The organism is Desulfomonile tiedjei, assembly GCA_016212925.1.
In the GTDB taxonomy this organism is placed as follows: Bacteria; Desulfobacterota; Desulfomonilia; order Desulfomonilales; family Desulfomonilaceae; genus JACRDF01.
In genome coordinates, this window is record JACRDF010000025.1 from 257,004 (window position 1) to 274,885 (window position 17,882).

The 17,882-nt window shown below is 54.4% G+C and carries 16 protein-coding genes and 1 tRNA gene; 2 read left to right on the forward strand and 15 right to left on the reverse strand.

The window, feature by feature from the left end; all coding sequences use genetic code 11:
• Positions 1-116: 116 nt before the first annotated feature.
• From HY913_11610 to HY913_11620, 3 genes are all read right to left on the reverse strand, one after another.
• Entirely contained in the window at positions 117-611 is a 495-nt protein-coding gene (locus HY913_11610; GenBank protein ID MBI4963914.1) for a hypothetical protein, read from the reverse strand.
• Complete coding sequence (locus tag HY913_11615) at positions 608-1,039, reverse strand: prepilin-type N-terminal cleavage/methylation domain-containing protein (protein MBI4963915.1); 432 nt, start codon at positions 1,037-1,039, stop codon at positions 608-610. The genes HY913_11610 and HY913_11615 overlap by 4 nt, the downstream gene beginning before the upstream one ends.
• 168 nt (positions 1,040-1,207) lie before the next feature.
• A complete protein-coding gene (locus tag HY913_11620) occupies positions 1,208-2,056 on the reverse strand; it encodes a diaminopimelate epimerase (GenBank protein ID MBI4963916.1) in 849 nt (282 codons plus the stop codon).
• 105 nt (positions 2,057-2,161) lie between these two features.
• On the opposite strand from HY913_11620, the gene HY913_11625 reads away from it, so the two are divergent.
• The gene (locus tag HY913_11625) at positions 2,162-2,377 is read left to right on the forward strand and encodes a hypothetical protein (protein ID MBI4963917.1); all 216 of its coding nucleotides are present in this window, start codon (positions 2,162-2,164) and stop codon (positions 2,375-2,377) included.
• A 51-nt stretch (positions 2,378-2,428) separates the two neighbouring features.
• Here HY913_11625 and HY913_11630 read toward each other — a convergent pair whose 3' ends face one another.
• From HY913_11630 to HY913_11640, 3 genes are all read right to left on the reverse strand, one after another.
• On the reverse strand, positions 2,429-2,782 hold the full coding sequence (locus HY913_11630) for a hypothetical protein (GenBank protein MBI4963918.1): 354 nt from the start codon (positions 2,780-2,782) through the stop codon (positions 2,429-2,431).
• Between the two features lie 157 nt (positions 2,783-2,939).
• Entirely contained in the window at positions 2,940-4,169 is a 1,230-nt protein-coding gene (locus tag HY913_11635; GenBank protein MBI4963919.1) for an acetyl-CoA C-acyltransferase, read from the reverse strand.
• A gap of 536 nt (positions 4,170-4,705) precedes the next feature.
• Complete coding sequence (locus tag HY913_11640; GenBank protein ID MBI4963920.1) at positions 4,706-5,227, reverse strand: response regulator; 522 nt, start codon at positions 5,225-5,227, stop codon at positions 4,706-4,708.
• A 453-nt stretch (positions 5,228-5,680) separates the two neighbouring features.
• Here HY913_11640 and glgP point away from each other — a divergent pair, with 453 nt between their 5' ends.
• Entirely contained in the window at positions 5,681-8,239 is a 2,559-nt protein-coding gene (glgP, locus tag HY913_11645) for an alpha-glucan family phosphorylase (GenBank protein ID MBI4963921.1), read from the forward strand.
• 569 nt (positions 8,240-8,808) lie between these two features.
• On the opposite strand, the gene HY913_11650 is transcribed toward glgP, so the two are convergent.
• The 9 genes from HY913_11650 to HY913_11690 all read right to left on the reverse strand — a co-directional run bounded on the left by HY913_11650 (position 8,809) and on the right by HY913_11690 (position 17,852).
• Positions 8,809-9,768, reverse strand: coding sequence for a bifunctional oligoribonuclease/PAP phosphatase NrnA (locus HY913_11650; protein MBI4963922.1), 960 nt, complete (start codon positions 9,766-9,768; stop codon positions 8,809-8,811).
• On the reverse strand, positions 9,749-10,117 hold the full coding sequence (gene rbfA / locus HY913_11655; GenBank protein ID MBI4963923.1) for a 30S ribosome-binding factor RbfA: 369 nt from the start codon (positions 10,115-10,117) through the stop codon (positions 9,749-9,751). The genes HY913_11650 and rbfA overlap by 20 nt, the downstream gene beginning before the upstream one ends.
• 58 nt (positions 10,118-10,175) lie before the next feature.
• On the reverse strand, positions 10,176-10,463 hold the full coding sequence (locus HY913_11660; GenBank protein ID MBI4963924.1) for a DUF503 domain-containing protein: 288 nt from the start codon (positions 10,461-10,463) through the stop codon (positions 10,176-10,178).
• Positions 10,464-10,491: 28 nt separating this feature from the next.
• On the reverse strand, positions 10,492-13,359 hold the full coding sequence (gene infB, locus HY913_11665) for a translation initiation factor IF-2 (protein ID MBI4963925.1): 2,868 nt from the start codon (positions 13,357-13,359) through the stop codon (positions 10,492-10,494).
• The gene (locus HY913_11670; GenBank protein ID MBI4963926.1) at positions 13,340-13,636 is read right to left on the reverse strand and encodes a YlxR family protein; all 297 of its coding nucleotides are present in this window, start codon (positions 13,634-13,636) and stop codon (positions 13,340-13,342) included. The genes infB and HY913_11670 overlap by 20 nt, the downstream gene beginning before the upstream one ends.
• An 85-nt stretch (positions 13,637-13,721) precedes the next feature.
• The gene (gene nusA, locus HY913_11675; protein MBI4963927.1) at positions 13,722-15,110 is read right to left on the reverse strand and encodes a transcription termination/antitermination protein NusA; all 1,389 of its coding nucleotides are present in this window, start codon (positions 15,108-15,110) and stop codon (positions 13,722-13,724) included.
• A gap of 2 nt (positions 15,111-15,112) precedes the next feature.
• Positions 15,113-15,631: a ribosome maturation factor RimP gene (locus tag HY913_11680; GenBank protein ID MBI4963928.1), complete on the reverse strand. Its 519-nt coding sequence runs from the start codon at positions 15,629-15,631 to the stop codon at positions 15,113-15,115.
• Between the two features lie 100 nt (positions 15,632-15,731).
• A tRNA-Gly gene (locus tag HY913_11685) sits at positions 15,732-15,807 on the reverse strand.
• A 149-nt stretch (positions 15,808-15,956) separates the two neighbouring features.
• Positions 15,957-17,852 carry a SurA N-terminal domain-containing protein gene (locus HY913_11690; protein MBI4963929.1) on the reverse strand — a complete coding sequence of 632 codons (1,896 nt, stop codon included), beginning with the start codon at positions 17,850-17,852 and terminating at the stop codon, positions 15,957-15,959.
• Between the last annotated feature and the right edge of the window lie 30 nt (positions 17,853-17,882).

Consider the following 17,882-nt stretch of genomic DNA (forward strand, 5'->3'; position numbering starts at 1 on the left):
AGGAGTGAAACGACGAAGCAATCTCTGCCTTTGAGCGCTGAGATTGCTTCGCTGCGCTCGCAATGACAGTCTTTCGCCGCCGACAACTGAATGGCTACTGGAGCGTTAAGGGGAGATCAATTCCGGGATTCCGACCTGGCAGATTGGCCGGCAACTTTCTTGGACACGGGTGTTTGCTGCATGTGGGCTGGAGGATAGCCGGCAGCCCTAACTATTCTTAGATCATATTCGATCTGGTCGGGCCCGGCAGGAATTTTATTGAGATTGCACCTCAAGGCCCCGAAGTGAAGAGGACGAAAGGCATCCAAATCCCTCAGCACGTATCGCGTTCCATCAAAATCAAATTCCACGCGCTTAATCCACCACAGGGTTCCGTTGTGAAGTTCAATCTTCAGGTACGGCTTTCCGTCATCTTCGCGGAATCGCAGGTAAGCGGTCGCGAATACCTTCTTGAGGTCAGCATCGCCGAGGCTTTCATACGGTGGGGTGACTATGGAACTACGAAGCAGCCATGCAACCATGCCCATCGCTGCCACGAACACTATGCCGATGACCGCGGCCACCAGGTATATTTCGTGACGTTTGTAGGCTGCCAAGAATTTTCTTCTCATCCCGCCTGGTCCTGTGCTCGCGAAACTGTGGTCATCTTGCCCGTTTCTGAGGTGTATTGGTGTAAGACCTTGCCGCCGAGGTAAAATGCCTGACCGGTAAAGGCTGCCTTTCCAGTACCACGCGACTTGAGACTCAACACTACGTTAGGCGGAACTTTCACGTCCGTTTTGCGCCCTTCAGGGGTCGTCAGGAAGGCGTCCCCGCCATTTCCCGACACTTCCGCGTCGAAGTAACGGTGTTCCTTGGCGAAAAACTCTTCTTGCACTCTGGCGGCGAGCATTAAGACCCTCGCTGCCTGCTCGCTCATCCTGCGTTCCTTGTAAGAGTCCATGAGAAAAAAATAAATTGTCGCGAGCGCGGCAATAATTGCAATGGCCGCCGCCATCTCCAGGACCGTAAAACCTGCCGCAGCTTTGGTATCCTTCATCGCCGTATTCTCCCTCAGGATATCAACTTTGGCCAGGCCCGTCAGGTGCGACGGATTCCACCCAATCTACGTGTTTCGCTCTTCGGTTTCGGCCGAAGGTCCGGCGCAAAGTCTGGTGGTGTAATAAACCAGAGGGAGGTATATGTCAAGCCACATTGTGGCGTAGAATCAAACCATTATAGCGCCTTGAAAAACAAATACAGCGGAACCTGCCATAAGCACTGGATTATGTGGACCTTTCCAGTCAATATCCAGGTTGCCTCCCTGCAACTCCACTGTCACCCTGGAATCCACCAGACCTTTCAACTGAGCTGCCACCGCGGATGCGCATGCCCCCGTTCCGCACGAGAACGTCTCACCACTTCCGCGCTCCCAGACCCTCATGACGAGATGGCTCCGCGACATGACGCGGATGAACTCAACGTTGGTCTTGGCAGGGAACAAGGGAAGGTTCTCGATTGTCGGGCCGTAGCGGCGAAGCAGTGATTCGAGGTCCTCATCCACCACGATCACGCAATGGGGGTTCCCCATGGACAGAATGGATGCGGGAAAAACTCTGTCACCCGCTTGGATGTCATGTTCGATGGCAGGTGTGCCGTTGTGCTCGATGTTCACAGGAATTCTATCCGCGTCGAAGATAGGTTCCCCCATGTTCACGCGGACAGTCTCGATCTTGCCATTCAGACCTGGCAGAAGCTCCAATGCTTTGACGCCGGCCCTGGTTTCCACCGCCAGATGTCGTTTATCGGTCAAGCCATTGTCATAGACGTATTTGGCCAGGCAACGAATCCCGTTTCCGCACATTTCAGCGAGCGAACCGTCAGCATTTACGTAATCCATGAAAAAGTCCGCGGCCGACGATGGCCGAACCACGATCACACCGTCCGCGCCCACTCCTCCGCGACGATCACAAATGCGGGCCACTTGCTCGGACGACAGTCTGACCTCGCCTTCGAGATCATGGAAGACCACGAAATCGTTCAGGGTGCCATGCATTTTCTGAAAGCTGATTTCCATTGGTCAAGATTAGTCCATTCGCCCGCGGCTTGCAAGGTGCGACGAGCGCGTGGGATAATGATTGCCCGAAAATCCTACCCGTGCGCTCTCTTCGAGAAGACAGTTATGAAGTACTTGGTCTTGCTGGTTTTTGGGTCCGTCGCCTTGCTGTTGCTTAATGAATTGGTTTTCAAGCATCAGGGGCCCGTGAAGTTGAATTCCCTAGGTGCTAGGCTGAAAGATTTAGGTACGCGCTTTCATTTGACAATAGGGGTCATGGCTGTATTGATCGTACTTTACCTTCTGGCAAGATTGCTGTTGGGGATGATGGAACAGCACTGAGTGCCGGCCGGACCGGATGAGGGAATAGTCGCCGGCTTCTGTCGCTGGGGTCTACTCGAACGATCCTGTGAGGATTTTGGTTAGCTCGACGGTATCGAGCCATTCAGTGACATCCTGACCGCAGCGCGGACAACTCGTAAACTGGTCGCCTGAAGAAAAACCGCAATAGGGACATGTGCGGCCCTTCTTGTCTTCCTTGGGGCGAAGCGTCGCCTGTGTCATTGCCCTCTTCTGAAAGTAAGCCTGGGTGGCCAGTTTGGCTTCGACGAGTTTGGAAAAGAGATCCTGTAATCCCTGAAATGAAATACCGTATTTGTGCATCAGCTCGGAATCGGAGAGGCCGGCCTTCAGGTCGTTCATAATGGCCTTTGCGCTTATTTTCTTGGTAGTTTTTTGGTCGGACACGTCCCTCAGGACCCCTCACCGGCTTTTTCAACTTGGCCCGTCCCTGTCTAAACGCGTCGCATGCAGCCCCGCTTTTTGCACACCAGAGAATCTGCGGGGGAGCCCTCTGACACCAAAGGTCTCCCCCGCGGTTTCCACTCTTGGCTGCACTTGCCTATTACACGATCTCCAGAGCGCATGCCATGGAAACACCCCCTCCACCGCAGAGGGTGGCGAGTCCAAGGCTCTTGTTTCTTTTCCTCATGGCGTAAATAAGAGAGATCATCAGCCTGGCGCCGGTACAGCCCACCGGGTGGCCGAGCCCAATCCCGGACCCATTCACATTGGTGATCTCACGGTTCAGCTTCAGCTCCTTTTCACAGCCCAGGTACTGGGCGGCAAAAGCCTCATTGAGTTCAATCAGGTCGAAGTCACTCAAGCTCAGTCCGGATTTCTGCAGGAGATTATGGACCGCGGGAACCGGGCTCAAACCCATGACCGTCGGATCACAGGCCCCCATTCCCACCGCCTTGATTCTGGCAAGAGGCTTCAGGCCCTCGGATTTTGCTCTCGCCTCCGACATTATTATCATCGCTGCGGCGCCGTCGTTGATTCCGCTGGAATTGCCGGCTGTGACAGTGCCTGTCTTCGGTATGAAAGCCGGGCTCAGCTTTGCAAGAGCTTCCATGGTAAGCCCCGGCCTGAAGTGCTCGTCCTTATCGAAGACCTTGGGTTCTCCCTTTTTCTGAGGAATAAGTATCGGGACCATCTCGTCGGCAAACGATCCGTCGTTGGTGGCCCTTTCCACATTATTGTGGCTTCGCAGCGCTACCTCGTCCTGTTCCTGCCGGGTGATGCCGCACTTCATGGCCACGAACTCCGCTGTATGCCCCATGATGTACGGTTTGCCCCTGAAGAATTCCACAGGGCCGTCCTGAGGATACGGCAATATGTGCGACCCGCAGTGGAGCCCGGTGGTCATGGCGTCAGTCAGCACAGAGTTGCCCATGCGCACTCCCCAGCGAGCCTTTTCCACCGTGAACGGCACGCCGGACATGTGCTCAACACCGCCGGCCAGTATTACGTCGGCAACACCGGCTTTGATCATTGCCGCGCCGGACAGCGTAGCCTCCATGCCGGAAATGCAGACCCGATTTATGGTGGCCGCGGGAACGCTCTGCGGGATGCCGGCCATGAGAGCCCCGATGCGAGTGACGTTCATCGCATCAGTAGGATTCAAGCAGCATCCGAAACGGACGTCGTCGATAATATCTGCCGGGATGCCGGCCCTTTCGACAGCCGCTTTCATCGGCACACTGGCTATGTTGGCGGCATGCATGTCCCTTAGCGAGCCTCCAAACTCACCAATGGCAGTCCGGCATCCTGATACGATTACTACTTCCGTCATAAATCTCTCCTTCGACATGGTTTGAGCACTGGAGCGCCTCATACCAATGCGTGTTCATACGGGCAACATGGAAAAGCCGGTTAATCGCCCGCTCCGGCAAATCTCATTCGTTGCGAACGCGTCGCCTGAACGGGGCGGACTTCATTTCGCAGACCCACCAGGGGAGGTTTCACCCAAGGCACTTCTGTGCCACCTCCTCGGGGTCAAAAGCCCTTATCCCAATGCGCCATCAAAGAAGTAATGTCGATGGTAGCGGGCGCAGGGAGTATTCTCCAAAAAATCCCCCCGGCCCCCCTTTAGCAAAGGGGGGTAAAATGATGACTTTCCCCCCTTTTCCAAAAGGGGGGTCAGGGGGGATTTTGACCGAAGGCCTCACTTCTGCTCCCATCTAGATCACTTCTTCGAATGCGAATTGGTATTATTCACCCAGGCCGGCCATTGGGCGCAAAACAAACTTCCCCGTGCCAACAGGCCATCCTGTCGGCCCGGTTGAGTCAATGACTGGACCGATCCTTCAGCGGCTCTTGAAGCAAAAATCACTTAATGATGGCCGCTTCTTCTACGGAAAGCTTTTTCTCGAAATCCTCCCAGAATTCTTCTTCGGATTTCCTCCAATCAGACCCGAACTTCTTGTTGAACAGAGTACCTACGCTGTCGAGCGCCTTTTTCCAGGCCGACTGGTAGTTAAGCTTTAGCACGTCCTCAAGAAACGGCACCAAGGAACCGAGTTTTTCCTTCGGCAAATAGGCACGCGCTCCCAGTTCGATGGATTTTTTCAAGGCGTCCGGCGTGAACGCGTGCGCAGTGAGCATCACGACAGGGAACCCGGCGTTGTTTGCGATCTGTAGCAGGTCAAATCCTCGAACTCCCATGATGTCCAGAATGACAAGGTCGTAGGTGTAGGAGACAAGGTACTGCTGGGCTTTCTCAAAGGTCGTAGCAGTATGCAAGGTGACGTTTGCAGCCTCCGACAGTTCCTCCTCGATGATGTCCAGGACATCTTCCTCGTCATCCACCGCCAGTATCAGTTTGTCTTGCAGGATTTCAGAAGTGGGCATGGCTAATCCTTTTCTTTCGCTTTTTTTGCAGATACCCTGTTGGCGTTGTTTCCTTGCGTAAGAGTGTGAGAATCAGCGTCCACTGAGGCCGAGGAAACCCAAACTCCTTCCCCTCACTTGCACTGTCCAAAGCACAGCCTCGCAAGGCTGTACGAAACCAAGATCACGCTAACATGCTTACTCATCCCGGACCATGAAGTCAACTATTTCACCTTATAAATTAGTCACGCGAGAAAAAGTTGAGGTTGACCCCAGCAATTCTCATGAGATACGCTTGCCCACGGACGGATTTATAACAGGTCCCAAAATTAATGAGCGATACCGAGGAAGCCCGGTGGGGAGAGTCCCCCTGCCGGTGGCACCAGGCCGCCAATCTGTGGCCGGACCGGCTTTGAATTCCGGATGCGGGAATCAGTCAACTTTTTCGGGATTCGCTATGACAGAGAGGTTCCTATGGCATTACGCAAATACGTTGTGGTCCCCCCCATGAAGGGAGGGCTGGAAAGCCTGAGAGAAATAGCCGGGAACTTCTGGTTCTCCTGGAACACCGAGGCGGTGGAACTCTTCGACCACTTGGATGAAAACCTCTGGCAAGAAACGAATCACAATCCGCTGCAAACCCTCATCCGCCTTTCCAGTCATAGGCTGAACGAAATCCGTGACGATGAGGGATACCTGGCTCACGCGGAAAGAGTCCGGCAGAGATTCAGGTCGTACATGAAGAGAACTCGGGCTTACGAATACCACCTCGAAGAACCCATAGGCTTTACCACCGCGTATTTCTCGCTGGAGTTCGGACTTGTCGAATGTCTCCCCATCTATTCCGGCGGACTGGGGGTCCTGGCAGGCGACCATCTCAAGTCTGCCAGCGACCTTAACTTGCCACTCGTCGGAGTCGGTTTGATGTACCAGGCTGGGTATTTCCATCAAGCCCTCACCAATGAAGGCTGGCAGCAGGAATTCTATCCGCCGATTGCCCTCGATACCCTGGCTCTCGAAAAACAGACCGACTCATCCGGCAATACGTTACTCGTCAGCGTGGATCTGGCAGGTGAAACCGTATGGCTGCGAGTGCTCAAGGCCGGTGTCGGCCGCGTCCCTCTGTATCTCCTCGATGCAGACATCCCGGAGAACTCGCCCCGCCTGCGAAGCGTTACCGCAAAGCTCTACGGCGGAGACGTGGAAATGCGCATTCGGCAGGAAATCCTTCTTGCTATGGGCGGCTGCCGCGCTCTGAAGGCTTTAGGGATAGAGCCCGCGGTCTATCACCTGAACGAGGGGCACGCTGCTTTTGTCCCGCTGGAAAGAATTCGTTATTTCATGGATGAGGAAGGGTTGTCCCTGGAAGAGGCGCGGGAAATAGTGACCAGCCAGGGTGTTTTGACCATACACACGCCGGTCCCTGCCGGAAATGATGTCTTTGATCGAGGGATTATGGAGAAGTATTGCGGGGGGCTTGCCAGAAGGTTGGGAATGGATTTTGAGAGCTTCCTGGGGCTGGGGAGAAGGCATCCCCGCGATGCTTCTGAAGGCTTCTGCATGACCGTACTGGGCCTGAGGTTGACGTCCCGGACCAACGGTGTGAGCATGCTGCATGGGCAAGTGGCCAGAAAGATGTGGAGGGAGGTTTGGCCTCAAGCGGACCTTGAGGATGTGCCGATCGCGCACATAACAAACGGGATCCACATGCCGTCTTACCTTTCTCGGGACCTGCTGAGACTTTACGATCGCTACCTGGAGCCGGGCTGGACCGAGGACCCTGACAACGAAAAGATTTGGCAGCGGGCTGAAAAAATCCCCGATACGGAACTCTGGCGTACTCACGAGAGATGCCGTTCACGACTGGTCCACTTCGCAAGAAGGCGCCTTGCTCAGCAGCTTAAGAGAAGGGGCGCGTCCGCAAGAGAGTTGGATACGGCCCAAACAGTGTTGGACCCCGAGGCATTGACCATATGTTTTGGCCGGCGTTTTGCCACGTACAAAAGAGCGACGCTGATCTTCAAAGAGCCCGAACGTCTGGCCGGGATCCTGGCTCGTTCGGAGAGACCCGTACAACTGATACTTGCCGGTAAGGCGCATCCCGCTGATGACGCGGGCAAGGAGCTTATAAAGAAAATAGTTGATCTTATCAAACAAGAACCGTTCCGCAGCCGCGTGGTGTTCATCGAAGATTACGATATCAACGTTGCCCGGTATATGGTCCAGGGCGCGGACGTTTGGCTCAATACCCCCCGACGACCGCTGGAAGCGTGCGGTACTTCCGGAATGAAGGCCGCAGCCAACGGGGCTTTGAACCTCAGTGTGCTGGATGGATGGTGGGATGAGGCGTACGCGGGCGACAACGGATGGGCAATCGGATCAGGAGAAGAATACGACAACCCGGTTTACCAGGACGACATCGAGAGCCGCGCGCTTTATGATCTGCTTGAAGAGAGCGTCCGACCGCTGTTTTATGAAAGAGGCGCGGACGATCTTCCGAGGGAATGGATTGGGATGATGAAACAGTCCATTCGGACCCTTTGCCCGGTCTTTAACGCGCACAGAATGGTGTCCGAGTATATTGAAACTTCTTATGTGCCCGCAGCCGGAGCGTATTCCGAACTGCGCGCGGGAAACTACGCGGTGCTCCGCGAAATGGTGGCGTGGAAAAAAAGAATGAGCAAGGATTGGCCCAAGATAGCCATCCGAACCGTCGAAGTCCGAGGGGAAAGAGAAGCGGTTAAGGGGCAAGAAGTGGAAGTCGTCGTTACCGTGGACACAGCGGGCCACGATCCCCAGGAGCTGAATGTGGAATTGTTACATGGGCCGATCGACCTGTGGGAAAACTTCAAAGTCCGGCATATTACACGGCTGACCGCGGATGCTGGAAACCCGGACGCGAATGGGGACCGAATTTTCTCCGGCTTAATCCCTCTGAGCCACACAGGCAGGTATGGGTACGTGGTTCGTGTCGCGCCTCAACATCCTAATTTGGCTTTCTCGGAACGATTGTATCTTGTCCATCGAGGATAGCCGGGACTGGTTACTGCTGTTTCACAAATAATGCCACAACCGTTCCGGACCATTTGATGTCACTGGTTCGCTGCCCGAACTTTTCTTGGGGCTGCCGGCGGAGGAGGCAATGCGGGACCGTTTGCCGGATATATAAGCCCTATGGGGAGTTGGCAAAGGCCCGGGTCAGGGGAGGGTACTTGGGGACCCTTGTAGAACCCGTTCACATCCCATCCCCACAGCGGGTGCGACCAGCTCCCGATGTGAGAAGGAGACATACGGTATCCGTGTAACCCTTTTTCCCAAGAGCAGCCCGTATTCAGGACGCGCATGTTGCCGCCGTAACCGTGCGGCAGCCAGGAATCACTTGCCGGCGCCTGCGGCATAACAGGATCCGCGTGTCCGAAACCGGCGGAAAGGATAATTGCGATTGCGGCCGAAACTACGAGCAGTCGGGACATGTGTACTCCTGAGGCCTTCCAAATATGGAGGCGAATCATAATTTGCTAAATTATACCAAAATGATATGAGATTTGTCAATATTTAGGTTGATTATTTGTGGCTAACATTAACCAACTATGCGAGTGATGTCAGGGAAGGACGGCTGCAACGGCCTGTATGATCTTTTCTTTTAATTCCGGCAAGGGTAGGGTGGATTTCGCTCCTGCGGCTTGTCGATGGCCTCCTCCACCCATGGATTTGGCCACCTCGGAAACATCGACCGCGCCTTTGGATCTAAAACTCATCCTGATCACTTTATCGGGCATCTCGGTGATCATAAGTCCCACTTCCACTCCCCGGCATTCACGAAGCCGGTTGACGAGATTTTCGCTCTCGGACATGTGGGCTCCCAGCCGCTCGAAATCTTCATGATATAGGGTGCTTATAACGAGCCTGCCGCCGAGCAGAACCTCGATCCTTTGCAGCACGATCTGCTCCAATTGGAGCCTTCGAAGAGGGAACTCCTCATATAGGTAGCGAGTCACTTCAAAAGAGCCGAATCCCGGGCTTAGTAATTCCGCTCCGAGCGACAGGGTTTCGCTCGTGACACCCGAGAAGCGGAAGCAGCCCGTGTCGGTGACCAGCCCTGTGTACAGACATTTGCCAACTTCCGTGGAAAGCTTGTAACCGGCCTCTTTGAGCACTTTGTAAACCAACTCCGCTGTGGATGCGGCGGTGGGATTAACGAGGTTCAGGTCGCCGAATCCGGGGTTAGTGGGGTGATGGTCTATGTTTATCAGCCGGGCCTTATCTCTGAGCCCGTCAATATTCGCGGAAATCCTTTCCTCCGATGCAACATCGAGGCTTATTATCCATTCAGGAGGTCTGTCCAGCAGGGTGAGATCCGTGACAACGGACCCGGTACCCGGAAGGAAATCGTACAGTTCCGGAAATGTTTCGCCCGCGGCGGGCCGGGACATCTTCCCCATTTCTGTTAAAGCCAGGTGCATGCCGAGCAAGGACCCGATGGCGTCGCCGTCGGGGTTTACATGCGTGACTATCAAAAAGTGATTTTCGTCTCGCAGGATCTTAGCGATCTTCCGCATCATCTTTGGTTTCCGATGCTCCGATCTCTCTGAGTATTTTGTTTATACGGGAAAAGTGGTCGAACGAGGTGTCATAAAAGAAGGAAAGCTCCGGAATGTACTTGAGGTCCAATTCGCGGCGCAGTTCGCGGCGGATGAATCCTTCCGCGGCCTCCAGACCCTTCCGGTGAGTGTCGGCTTTTCCGTCCATCAGGCTGCTGAAATACACTTTTGCGGATTTCAGGTCGGGGCTCACCTTCACGGAAGTCACGGTTATGCCTTGAACCCGTGGATCTTTGATCCGGAGCACCACAATGTCCGAAATCGCTCTGAGCAGCAGTTCGGCAACACGGTCTTTTCTGAATGTTGGCATGGTAGCAAATGCAATTCCGACGCAGTGGCGGCAGATCACGCGTCCCCATAAAATCAAATCAATAGTGAATGATTTCTATGCGCGAGTCAATAACTTCGGCCAGATGCAGGCCTTCCACATAATCGGCTACTGTTTCAAGCAATGTATGGGCGTGCCCGCCGTCGTTGGTCACGACGGCGAATCCTATGGTGCATTTTTGCCATTTATCCTGGTCGTCTACCTCGGCAATGGAGATATCGAATTTGCTGCGGACCCTGCCCAGTATGCTCTTGACCACTTGCCGCTTCGCCTTGAGCGATGACGAATTGTGGACAATCAGTATAATTACACCTACACCTACGACCATTGCCTGTCGGACCGTAAACCACGTCGCATTATTGGCTGGGGACCTGTTCGCGGGTCAGTTTTGCAACTTCCTTCTCTATGATAAAGGCTTCCACCACATCGCCGACCTTGACGTCCTTGTAGTTCTCCAGGACAAGACCGCACTCATAGCCTTCCTGGGCCTCTTTGATATCGTCTTTGTATCGTTTCATGGAGAGGATTCGGCCCTGATACACAACTACGTTGTCGCGCAGAAGCCTGACTTGATTGGACCGTTCAATCTTACCGGACACAACGAGGCAGCCGGCAATCGATCCTATTCTGGAAACGTGGAAGGTCTGGCGAACTTCCGCGCGACCGACCACGGTTTCTTTTTCCACGGGGGCCAGCATGCCTTCCATTGCCTTGCGAACGTCTTCGATCGCGTCATATATGACGGTGTACATCCGTATATCAATGTTTTCCTGCTCGGCCAATTGAGTGGCCTTCGGGGTGGGCCTCACGTTGAACCCTATGGCAATGGCCCCTGAAGCGCTGGCTAACATGACGTCGGACTCCGTGATTGCTCCGACGCCGCCGTGGATCACCTTCACCTTGATCTCTTGGGCTGATATACCTTGCAGCGCTTCTTTCAGCGCTTCCACAGACCCCTGAACATCTCCTTTGATGATGATGGCCAGTTCCTTGGTTTCCTGTTCCTGCATACGAGCAAGGAGATCTTCCAGCGATACGGGACCCGTGATGACCCCTTCCTGTTCTCGCTGCTTCTTCTCGACCCGGTGGCCGGCGATTTGTCGAGCTATCTTCTCGTCGTCCGACACGATGAGGCTATCCCCCGCCTCAGGCACCCCTGCAAACCCCTGAACCTCAACCGGAGTGGCGGGTCCGGCCTTGTCAACGCTTCGACCCTCGTGGTCGAGCATGGCCCGCACTTTGCCATAGGTCGTTCCGGCGACGAATGCATCACCTGCCTTAAGGGTGCCCTCCTTGACGAGCACCGTGGCCAGCGGACCCTTCCCTTTGTCGAGTCTGGCTTCGATCACCGTGCCGTTAGCGGTTTTGTTCGGGTTAGCCCTGAGTTCCATAAGTTCGGCCTGGAGCAGTATCATGTCCATCAGTTCGTCAATACCATCGCCGGTTTTGGCGCTCACATAACAGTACAGGGTGTCCCCGCCCCAGGTCTCGGGTATCAGGTTGTGTTCACTCAGTTCTCTGGTAACCCTGTCCCTGTCTGCATCGGGTTTGTCGATCTTGTTTACCGCCACGATAATTGGAACTGACGCGGCACGAGCGTGGTTAATGGCCTCACGGGTTTGCTCCATTACTCCGTCGTCCGCAGCCACCACCAGAACCACAAAGTCAGTGACCTGTGCCCCCCTCGCACGCATTGCCGTGAAGGCCTCATGGCCGGGCGTGTCCAGAAAAACCACTTCACCTTTGGCCAATTTGACTTTGTAAGCACCTATATGCTGGGTTATTCCACCAGCCTCCTGATCCGTAACATGGGTTGATCTTATGCGGTCCAGCAGGGAGGTCTTTCCATGGTCCACGTGCCCCATGACAGTGATTACGGGCGGTCTTGACATCAGGTTTTGTTCGGTATCCTTGATAATCGTGGGCAGAAGATCCGTTTCGGAAGCGGAAGCGGATTCGACCTCAAACCCGAATTCCCCGGCCACGATGGTAGCGGTGTCAAAGTCGATATTTTCATTGATCGAGGCTGTGACCCCCAGCGTCATGAGGTGTTGCACTACTTCGGCAGACTTGACGCTCATTTTGTGAGCCAGGTTAGATACAGATACGACTTCGGGGAGTTTCACCCGGCGTTTAATTGCCTTGGGGGTCGTGATCTCCGTTTTGCGCGGTCTGGGTTTCTTGCCCTTCCCTCGAAGTCGGCCCGGCCGGCCCCTGTCGTCATAGAGGTCGTCTCTTAACAGCACTTCCTTGCGCCGACGGATTTTGCTGGCTTCTTCCTCAACTCGTTCCTCGACTACGTCGCGACCCTTCTTGTCTTTTTTCTTTGCCTTTTTTCTGGCCTCTTCGGAGGTCGGCTCAGGGGTAAAGACTTTGGGGCCTACCGGCCGCACCTCCACCGGCCTCGCCTCCGCCGGCCGCACGGGCGCAGGAGGAACTATCCTGGCCGGTTCCGGACGTTCCGGCTCCCTGGGTGGTGGCTCCTTCTTGAGTTCCACCTTGCCGATAATTTGAGCCGGCTGCATTTTCTTCTCTTTCTTTTTCTTTTTCTTCGCCGGCTTCTCTTCGCCGCCTTCTCTGGCCTCCAAAGGTTCAGCAAGGGGTTCGGGCCCAGCCGCCCCGGGGGCGGTTTCCGCCATGGCCGGAGCTTCAGCAGTTGGCTGCGTCTCGGGGGGGACTTCGCCGCGTTTATGCGCGGCCCTGGGTTCGGCTTTGTGCTGCGGTGGAGCTTCGGGCAACTTTTCCGCTTTTAGCGTCGGGCCCCCCTCAACAGGTGGGGTCACCGGCCGGATTGGAGGGGCTGCAGGCTTGGGGGCCATTTCTATAATTCTGGCGGGCTCAGGCTTCTTGGTTTTCTTGACCGGCCTTTTCGGTATCTCCTGAGGAGCCTCTCCTGTGACCTCTTGCGGAACTCTCTTTTCCGGAACTGCGGTGGCCTCGGCGGCCTGCTCCTGGATCTCTTCGGCTGCGGCTTCTTCCGCCATCTCCTCAGGCGGAGCCTTTTTCATTCTTCGCCTGATAACGGTGGGTTTAATCCGCTGTTCCACTACTTCTCGCTGCGGAAGTACTGTCACGAGCCGAGCACGCAATTCGGCCGGATCATCGGTCTCCAGGGGACTTTCGGGGCCTTCGACCTGGTAACCCATGGTTACGAGTTCCCTTACGAGATCTTCGTTTCTGACCTTCAAGTCTCTGGCCAGGTCATCAACGGTCAACATTGGCATCCAGTAATCCCTTCTGTTCGAGCCCTCTCAAAAGTTCGTCTTTCAAGGGACCTGCTATGGCGCTGCGACGTAAAGCCCGCGCAAGGCGCCCTTTCTTGAGAGCAGCATCCAAACATTGTTCAGTCGGACAGGCGTAACATCCTCGTCCCGGCTTGTTTTCTCGTCCCGGAGATACGACAACCCTATCTCCACAGGCTGTAAATCGAATCATTTCCCCTGCCGGACGCCTCTTTCTACATGCAACGCACGTCCTTACGGGTATGTGCCCTTTCTTCATGCCGAAGGCCCGACATTGCCTCTTATTAAAATAGTGGCCCGAGGTCCTCTTAGAAAGACCGCTTGGTCTTGCTCTCCCTGTTTCCTCAGTGGACCGCCTCCGCCGGTTCAGCCTCCGAAGCCTCGGTTTCCGGGACTTCCTCGGTTTCGACCGTCTCCACTTCTTGTTCGGTTTCCGGGACTTCCTCGGTTTCGGCTGTTTCCACTTCTTGTTCGGTTTCCTCCTCCACCACTTCCGGCGGATTGGCCAGATACCTCAGTGCGCCGTGAACAAGAGTTGAGGCTTTTTCTTCAGTGATTCCCATGAAGCTTGTCAACTCTGCGAGAGTGGCTTTGGCAATGTCTTCGGGGTTACGATAACCGTTGTCAAACAGTATTGTGGCTGTTTCCTCGTCCATACCGTCCACTGCCAGGAGGCGCTCAAAGGATTCACCAGTGATCTTTTCCTCTTTTGACTCGCTCCTGACATCAATCTTCCACCCGGTCAGCTTAGCAGCCAGTCTTACGTTCTGACCTTTCTTACCAATGGCAAGGGATAGTTGATCGTCGGCAACGATTACTTCCATTGTATTGTTATCTTGATCGATAATTACTTTTGATATTTCCGCCGGTTGCAGAGCGTTGCAGACGAAGTGAGCCGGGTCGTCGTTCCAAGGGATGATGTCTATCTTCTCTCCTCTGAGTTCCTGAACGACCGACTGGACTCTGGAGCCTTTCATCCCTACGCAAGCGCCGACCGGATCGACATCCGCATCTGAAGATCGCACGCCTATCTTGGCCCGCTGCCCCGGTTCCCTGGCAGCGCACATGATTCGCACGATGCCTTCGGCGATTTCCGGCACCTCTTGCTCAAAGAGCTTAACCAGGAATGCCGGGTTGGCCCGCGAAAGGATGATCTGCGGGTCTTTCTGGGTTCTTCGGACATCCAGAATTAGTGCTCTTATTCTGTCGCCCTGGCGGTAGTTTTCGCGGGGGATTTGCTCACTGTAAGGAAGTATGGCCTCGCCCCGGCCCATATTAACTATCAGGTTACGTTTTTCAAAGCGTTGGACCATTCCCGTGATTACATCTCCCTTGCGGTCTTTGTATTCCGCGTAGATGTTTTCACGTTCGGCGTCCTTCACTTTTTGGATGATCACCTGCTTGGCTGTTTGTGCGGCGATTCGGCCGAAAGATTCGGTGTCCATCTTTACTCCAAGTTGGTCACCGATTTCGGCTTCAGGGTCCAATTCGCGGCGCGCGGTTTCCAGGTCGATCTGGACGGTGGAGTCCTCTACGTCTTCCACCACGTCCTTGAACAAGAAAACCTCTACCTCGCCTGTTTCGTCGCTGTACTGGGCCTCCAATTCGACCCTTCCCCCGTACTTCTTGCGTGCTGCCGACACCAGGGCAGCCTCCAGAGCCTCAACGAGAGTGTCTCTTTGTATGCCCTTTTCCTTAGCCACCTGGTCTATCATCCGGCTCAAATTTCCCATGCTCAATCTCCCGTTGTCCCTGCTCTTCTGCGTAAATCCTGTCGGAACAACTCTCCTTCAGGAAGGTCCAGTCGAGCCTTCTCAAGATCCTCCGGGTTTATCTCCACTCGATTTCCATCGACCTCGAGGATGATCCTGGAGTTCTCCATTCCTTTAAGCGTCCCTCGGAAATTTTTACTTCCGCCTACTTTTCGACGTGTCCTTACGCGAACCGGAGACCCGGCAAAGGACCTGAAATCTTTTTCTCTTCTAAGGACTCTGTTGATACCCGGGGAGGACACTTCCAGTGAATAGGGACGATCAATGGGGTCCTTTATGTCGAGCAGGGCACCCACCTGCCGGCTCACAAGTTCGCAGTCATCCAGCGTCACCCCCCCAGGGGTGTCAATATAAAGCCTTAAGATCCAGCGGCCCCCTTCGAGCTTGAACTCAAGCTCAACCAGCTCCAGGCCTTCAGGTTCCAGTATGGGCTCAATCATGGCCCACAGTGCATAAATCAATTCTTGGTCCATCTTCTCCATCCTCAGGTCCAGGAACCCGAAGGACGGCTGTGCGACTTCACACAGCAAGGACGGCAACAAAAAACCCGGGGATAAAACCCGGGTGGACTTAACCACTCTCTGGAGCGGGCAACGGGGATCGAACCCGCGACATCAAGCTTGGGAAGCTTGCACTCTACCAGCTGAGCTATGCCCGCACCATCAAAAATTTAGCAACGAGTCGCAGTGATGTCAAGCACTTTGAAAGGGTTCCTTCTCTCTGTTCCCAATTAGAGAGTGGCCGTCGAAGAGGTAAGGGCAGTCCCGGACCGTCGGACGCTCGGAAATCCTTTCCGGAGACGATTTCCTAAAGCTTCTCCGAGATCGTTACCCGGGAACGCTCTTCCAGTAGTCTGAGCCAGCCTTTCAGGAATTCGGTTTGCCTCACTTCGACGACCCACTTCTGGAACGTCTCCGCTTCTTTTGCGTACTGTTCGTCGCCGGCCCGCTGGACCTCGGAAAGCTTCACCACCGCAACTCCTTGCGCTGTGGGAATTGGCTTGGCGAATAGGGGCGTTGCCGAGGAAACCGATGTCAGCATCTCGTTGACTTCAGGGGAGTTTCCAAGCTGAGTCACAAAGCCCGAGGTCCTTGAAACAGGGTCGAGTTTGGTCCATGTCAAGCCGAAGTCCTTGGCCACCTTGTCCGCGCTGTCGGGCTGCTGCTTAAGCGCGGCAATAACCTCTTCGGCCTTTTTCATCGCGCTCGCGAGGGCCTGGTCCTTGAGGAAATCCTTCTCAACTTCGCTTCGAACCTCATCAAGATTGGGCAGACGCTCTTTGGCTTTGTCAACCACCTTTAAGACAGTGAATCTGTCACCATTCTTGATTAACTTCGAGACCCCCCCGGTTCTTAACTGAAAGGCCTCGTCCATGATCTTCGGGTAGTCGGCCAGATCGGGGACGCCGACAGCCCTGGCGACCCCATCCGCCCTGTGGACGGCAAAGCCGAATTGCTTAGCCGGAGCGCTGAGGTCCTCGGACCGATACACCTGCTCGTAGAATTTTTCTGCGTCGGCCGCTATCTTTCTCTTCGCTTTCTCTTCAAGGAGTTTTTCCTCGATTTTTGCTTTCGCGGTCTCGAAATCCACCTGGGTCTCAGGTTTGGCTTCCTCGACGCGCAAGAGGAGGTACCCCTGGTCTGTCAACAAGGGTTCCGACAACTTACCGACTTCCAGTTTGAAAGCCACTTTTTCCAACGAAGGGTTCAGAGTGCCGCGGGACAGCCATCCCAAGTCGCCGCCTTTTTGTGCCGTGGCCTCATCCTGTGATTCCTTTTGTGCGACCTTTTCAAATTCTTCCCCGCCATTGATTCTTTCGCGGATCTCTTCGACTTTCTTGCGTATTTCTTCAATCTTTTCTTTGTCCGCGCCTCCTGGAACCTTCAACACGATTTGCCTCGCCCTGATCTGGTCGGGTACGAGAAATTCCTTTGGGTGCGTCTGATAATAGGCTTGGACTTCATCTTCCGGGACGGAGATATCTTTTCGAGCATCGCGCGGCGATAGAGTCACGTACTCAAGGTTGACGGTCGGTGGGATCTCGTATTTCGACTGATTTTTCTTGAAATATGCTTCAAGGGCTTTGGTGTCAGGAGCTTCCGTTTTTTGTTCCGGCTTTATCTCGAGCATGGACAGGACAAGTTTGTCATGCTGAAAATGCCAGAGATTTTTTATTTCCTCAGGATCGGTCTTGATCCCATCGATAAGCAGCCTCACCACCTGTTGTTCCAGCAATTCCTTCTTCCTGGATTCCTCGTAAGCGCCCACGGAAAGTTTGATGGCCCTCAAGTAAGCCCTATAGACGCCTTCGTCAAAAACACCGTTTCGCTGAAACCTCGGATTGGACTTGATGTCCTGGGCAAGGTCCTCATCGGTGACGAACAGGCCGAGCCGCTGAGCTTCCTGAAGAAGGATTATGCGGGTCACCAAGGCCTGAACGATGTTTTTTTTCAGGTCCAATTTTTCCAGAAGGTCCGGGGGGAGAGAGCCCTTGAACCGATCGCGGATTTTTTCCATCTCAAGATCGTAGGCGTCGCGGTATTCATCGTAAGTCACCACGGTATCATTAACTTTTGCTACGTAATCCTGGCGTGTTCGATCAGGACCCGACCAACCGAAAAATAATACAAAAACGACGGCAATGCCGCCCAGGGCTATTTTGATGAACCACGACTTGGCATGTTTCCTCATCAGATCAAGCACGGGATTCTCCTTTCCTCGCCTAGGATCGAA

What these genes read in the sequence shown, in the direction of transcription:
- HY913_11640 (MBI4963920.1), bottom strand. Translation starts at nt 5,227, where the DNA reads ATGCCCACTTCTGAAATCCTGCAAGACAAACTGATACTGGCGGTGGAT.
- glgP (MBI4963921.1), top strand. Translation starts at nt 5,681, where the DNA reads ATGGCATTACGCAAATACGTTGTGGTCCCCCCCATGAAGGGAGGGCTG.
- rbfA (MBI4963923.1), bottom strand. Translation starts at nt 10,117, where the DNA reads ATGCCAACATTCAGAAAAGACCGTGTTGCCGAACTGCTGCTCAGAGCG.
- HY913_11620 (MBI4963916.1), bottom strand. Translation starts at nt 2,056, where the DNA reads ATGGAAATCAGCTTTCAGAAAATGCATGGCACCCTGAACGATTTCGTG.
- HY913_11680 (MBI4963928.1), bottom strand. Translation starts at nt 15,631, where the DNA reads ATGGAGAAGATGGACCAAGAATTGATTTATGCACTGTGGGCCATGATT.
- HY913_11670 (MBI4963926.1), bottom strand. Translation starts at nt 13,636, where the DNA reads ATGAAGAAAGGGCACATACCCGTAAGGACGTGCGTTGCATGTAGAAAG.
- infB (MBI4963925.1), bottom strand. Translation starts at nt 13,359, where the DNA reads ATGCCAATGTTGACCGTTGATGACCTGGCCAGAGACTTGAAGGTCAGA.
- HY913_11625 (MBI4963917.1), top strand. Translation starts at nt 2,162, where the DNA reads ATGAAGTACTTGGTCTTGCTGGTTTTTGGGTCCGTCGCCTTGCTGTTG.
- HY913_11660 (MBI4963924.1), bottom strand. Translation starts at nt 10,463, where the DNA reads ATGGTCGTAGGTGTAGGTGTAATTATACTGATTGTCCACAATTCGTCA.
- HY913_11610 (MBI4963914.1), bottom strand. Translation starts at nt 611, where the DNA reads ATGAGAAGAAAATTCTTGGCAGCCTACAAACGTCACGAAATATACCTG.
- HY913_11650 (MBI4963922.1), bottom strand. Translation starts at nt 9,768, where the DNA reads ATGATGCGGAAGATCGCTAAGATCCTGCGAGACGAAAATCACTTTTTG.
- HY913_11635 (MBI4963919.1), bottom strand. Translation starts at nt 4,169, where the DNA reads ATGACGGAAGTAGTAATCGTATCAGGATGCCGGACTGCCATTGGTGAG.
- HY913_11615 (MBI4963915.1), bottom strand. Translation starts at nt 1,039, where the DNA reads ATGAAGGATACCAAAGCTGCGGCAGGTTTTACGGTCCTGGAGATGGCG.
- nusA (MBI4963927.1), bottom strand. Translation starts at nt 15,110, where the DNA reads ATGGGAAATTTGAGCCGGATGATAGACCAGGTGGCTAAGGAAAAGGGC.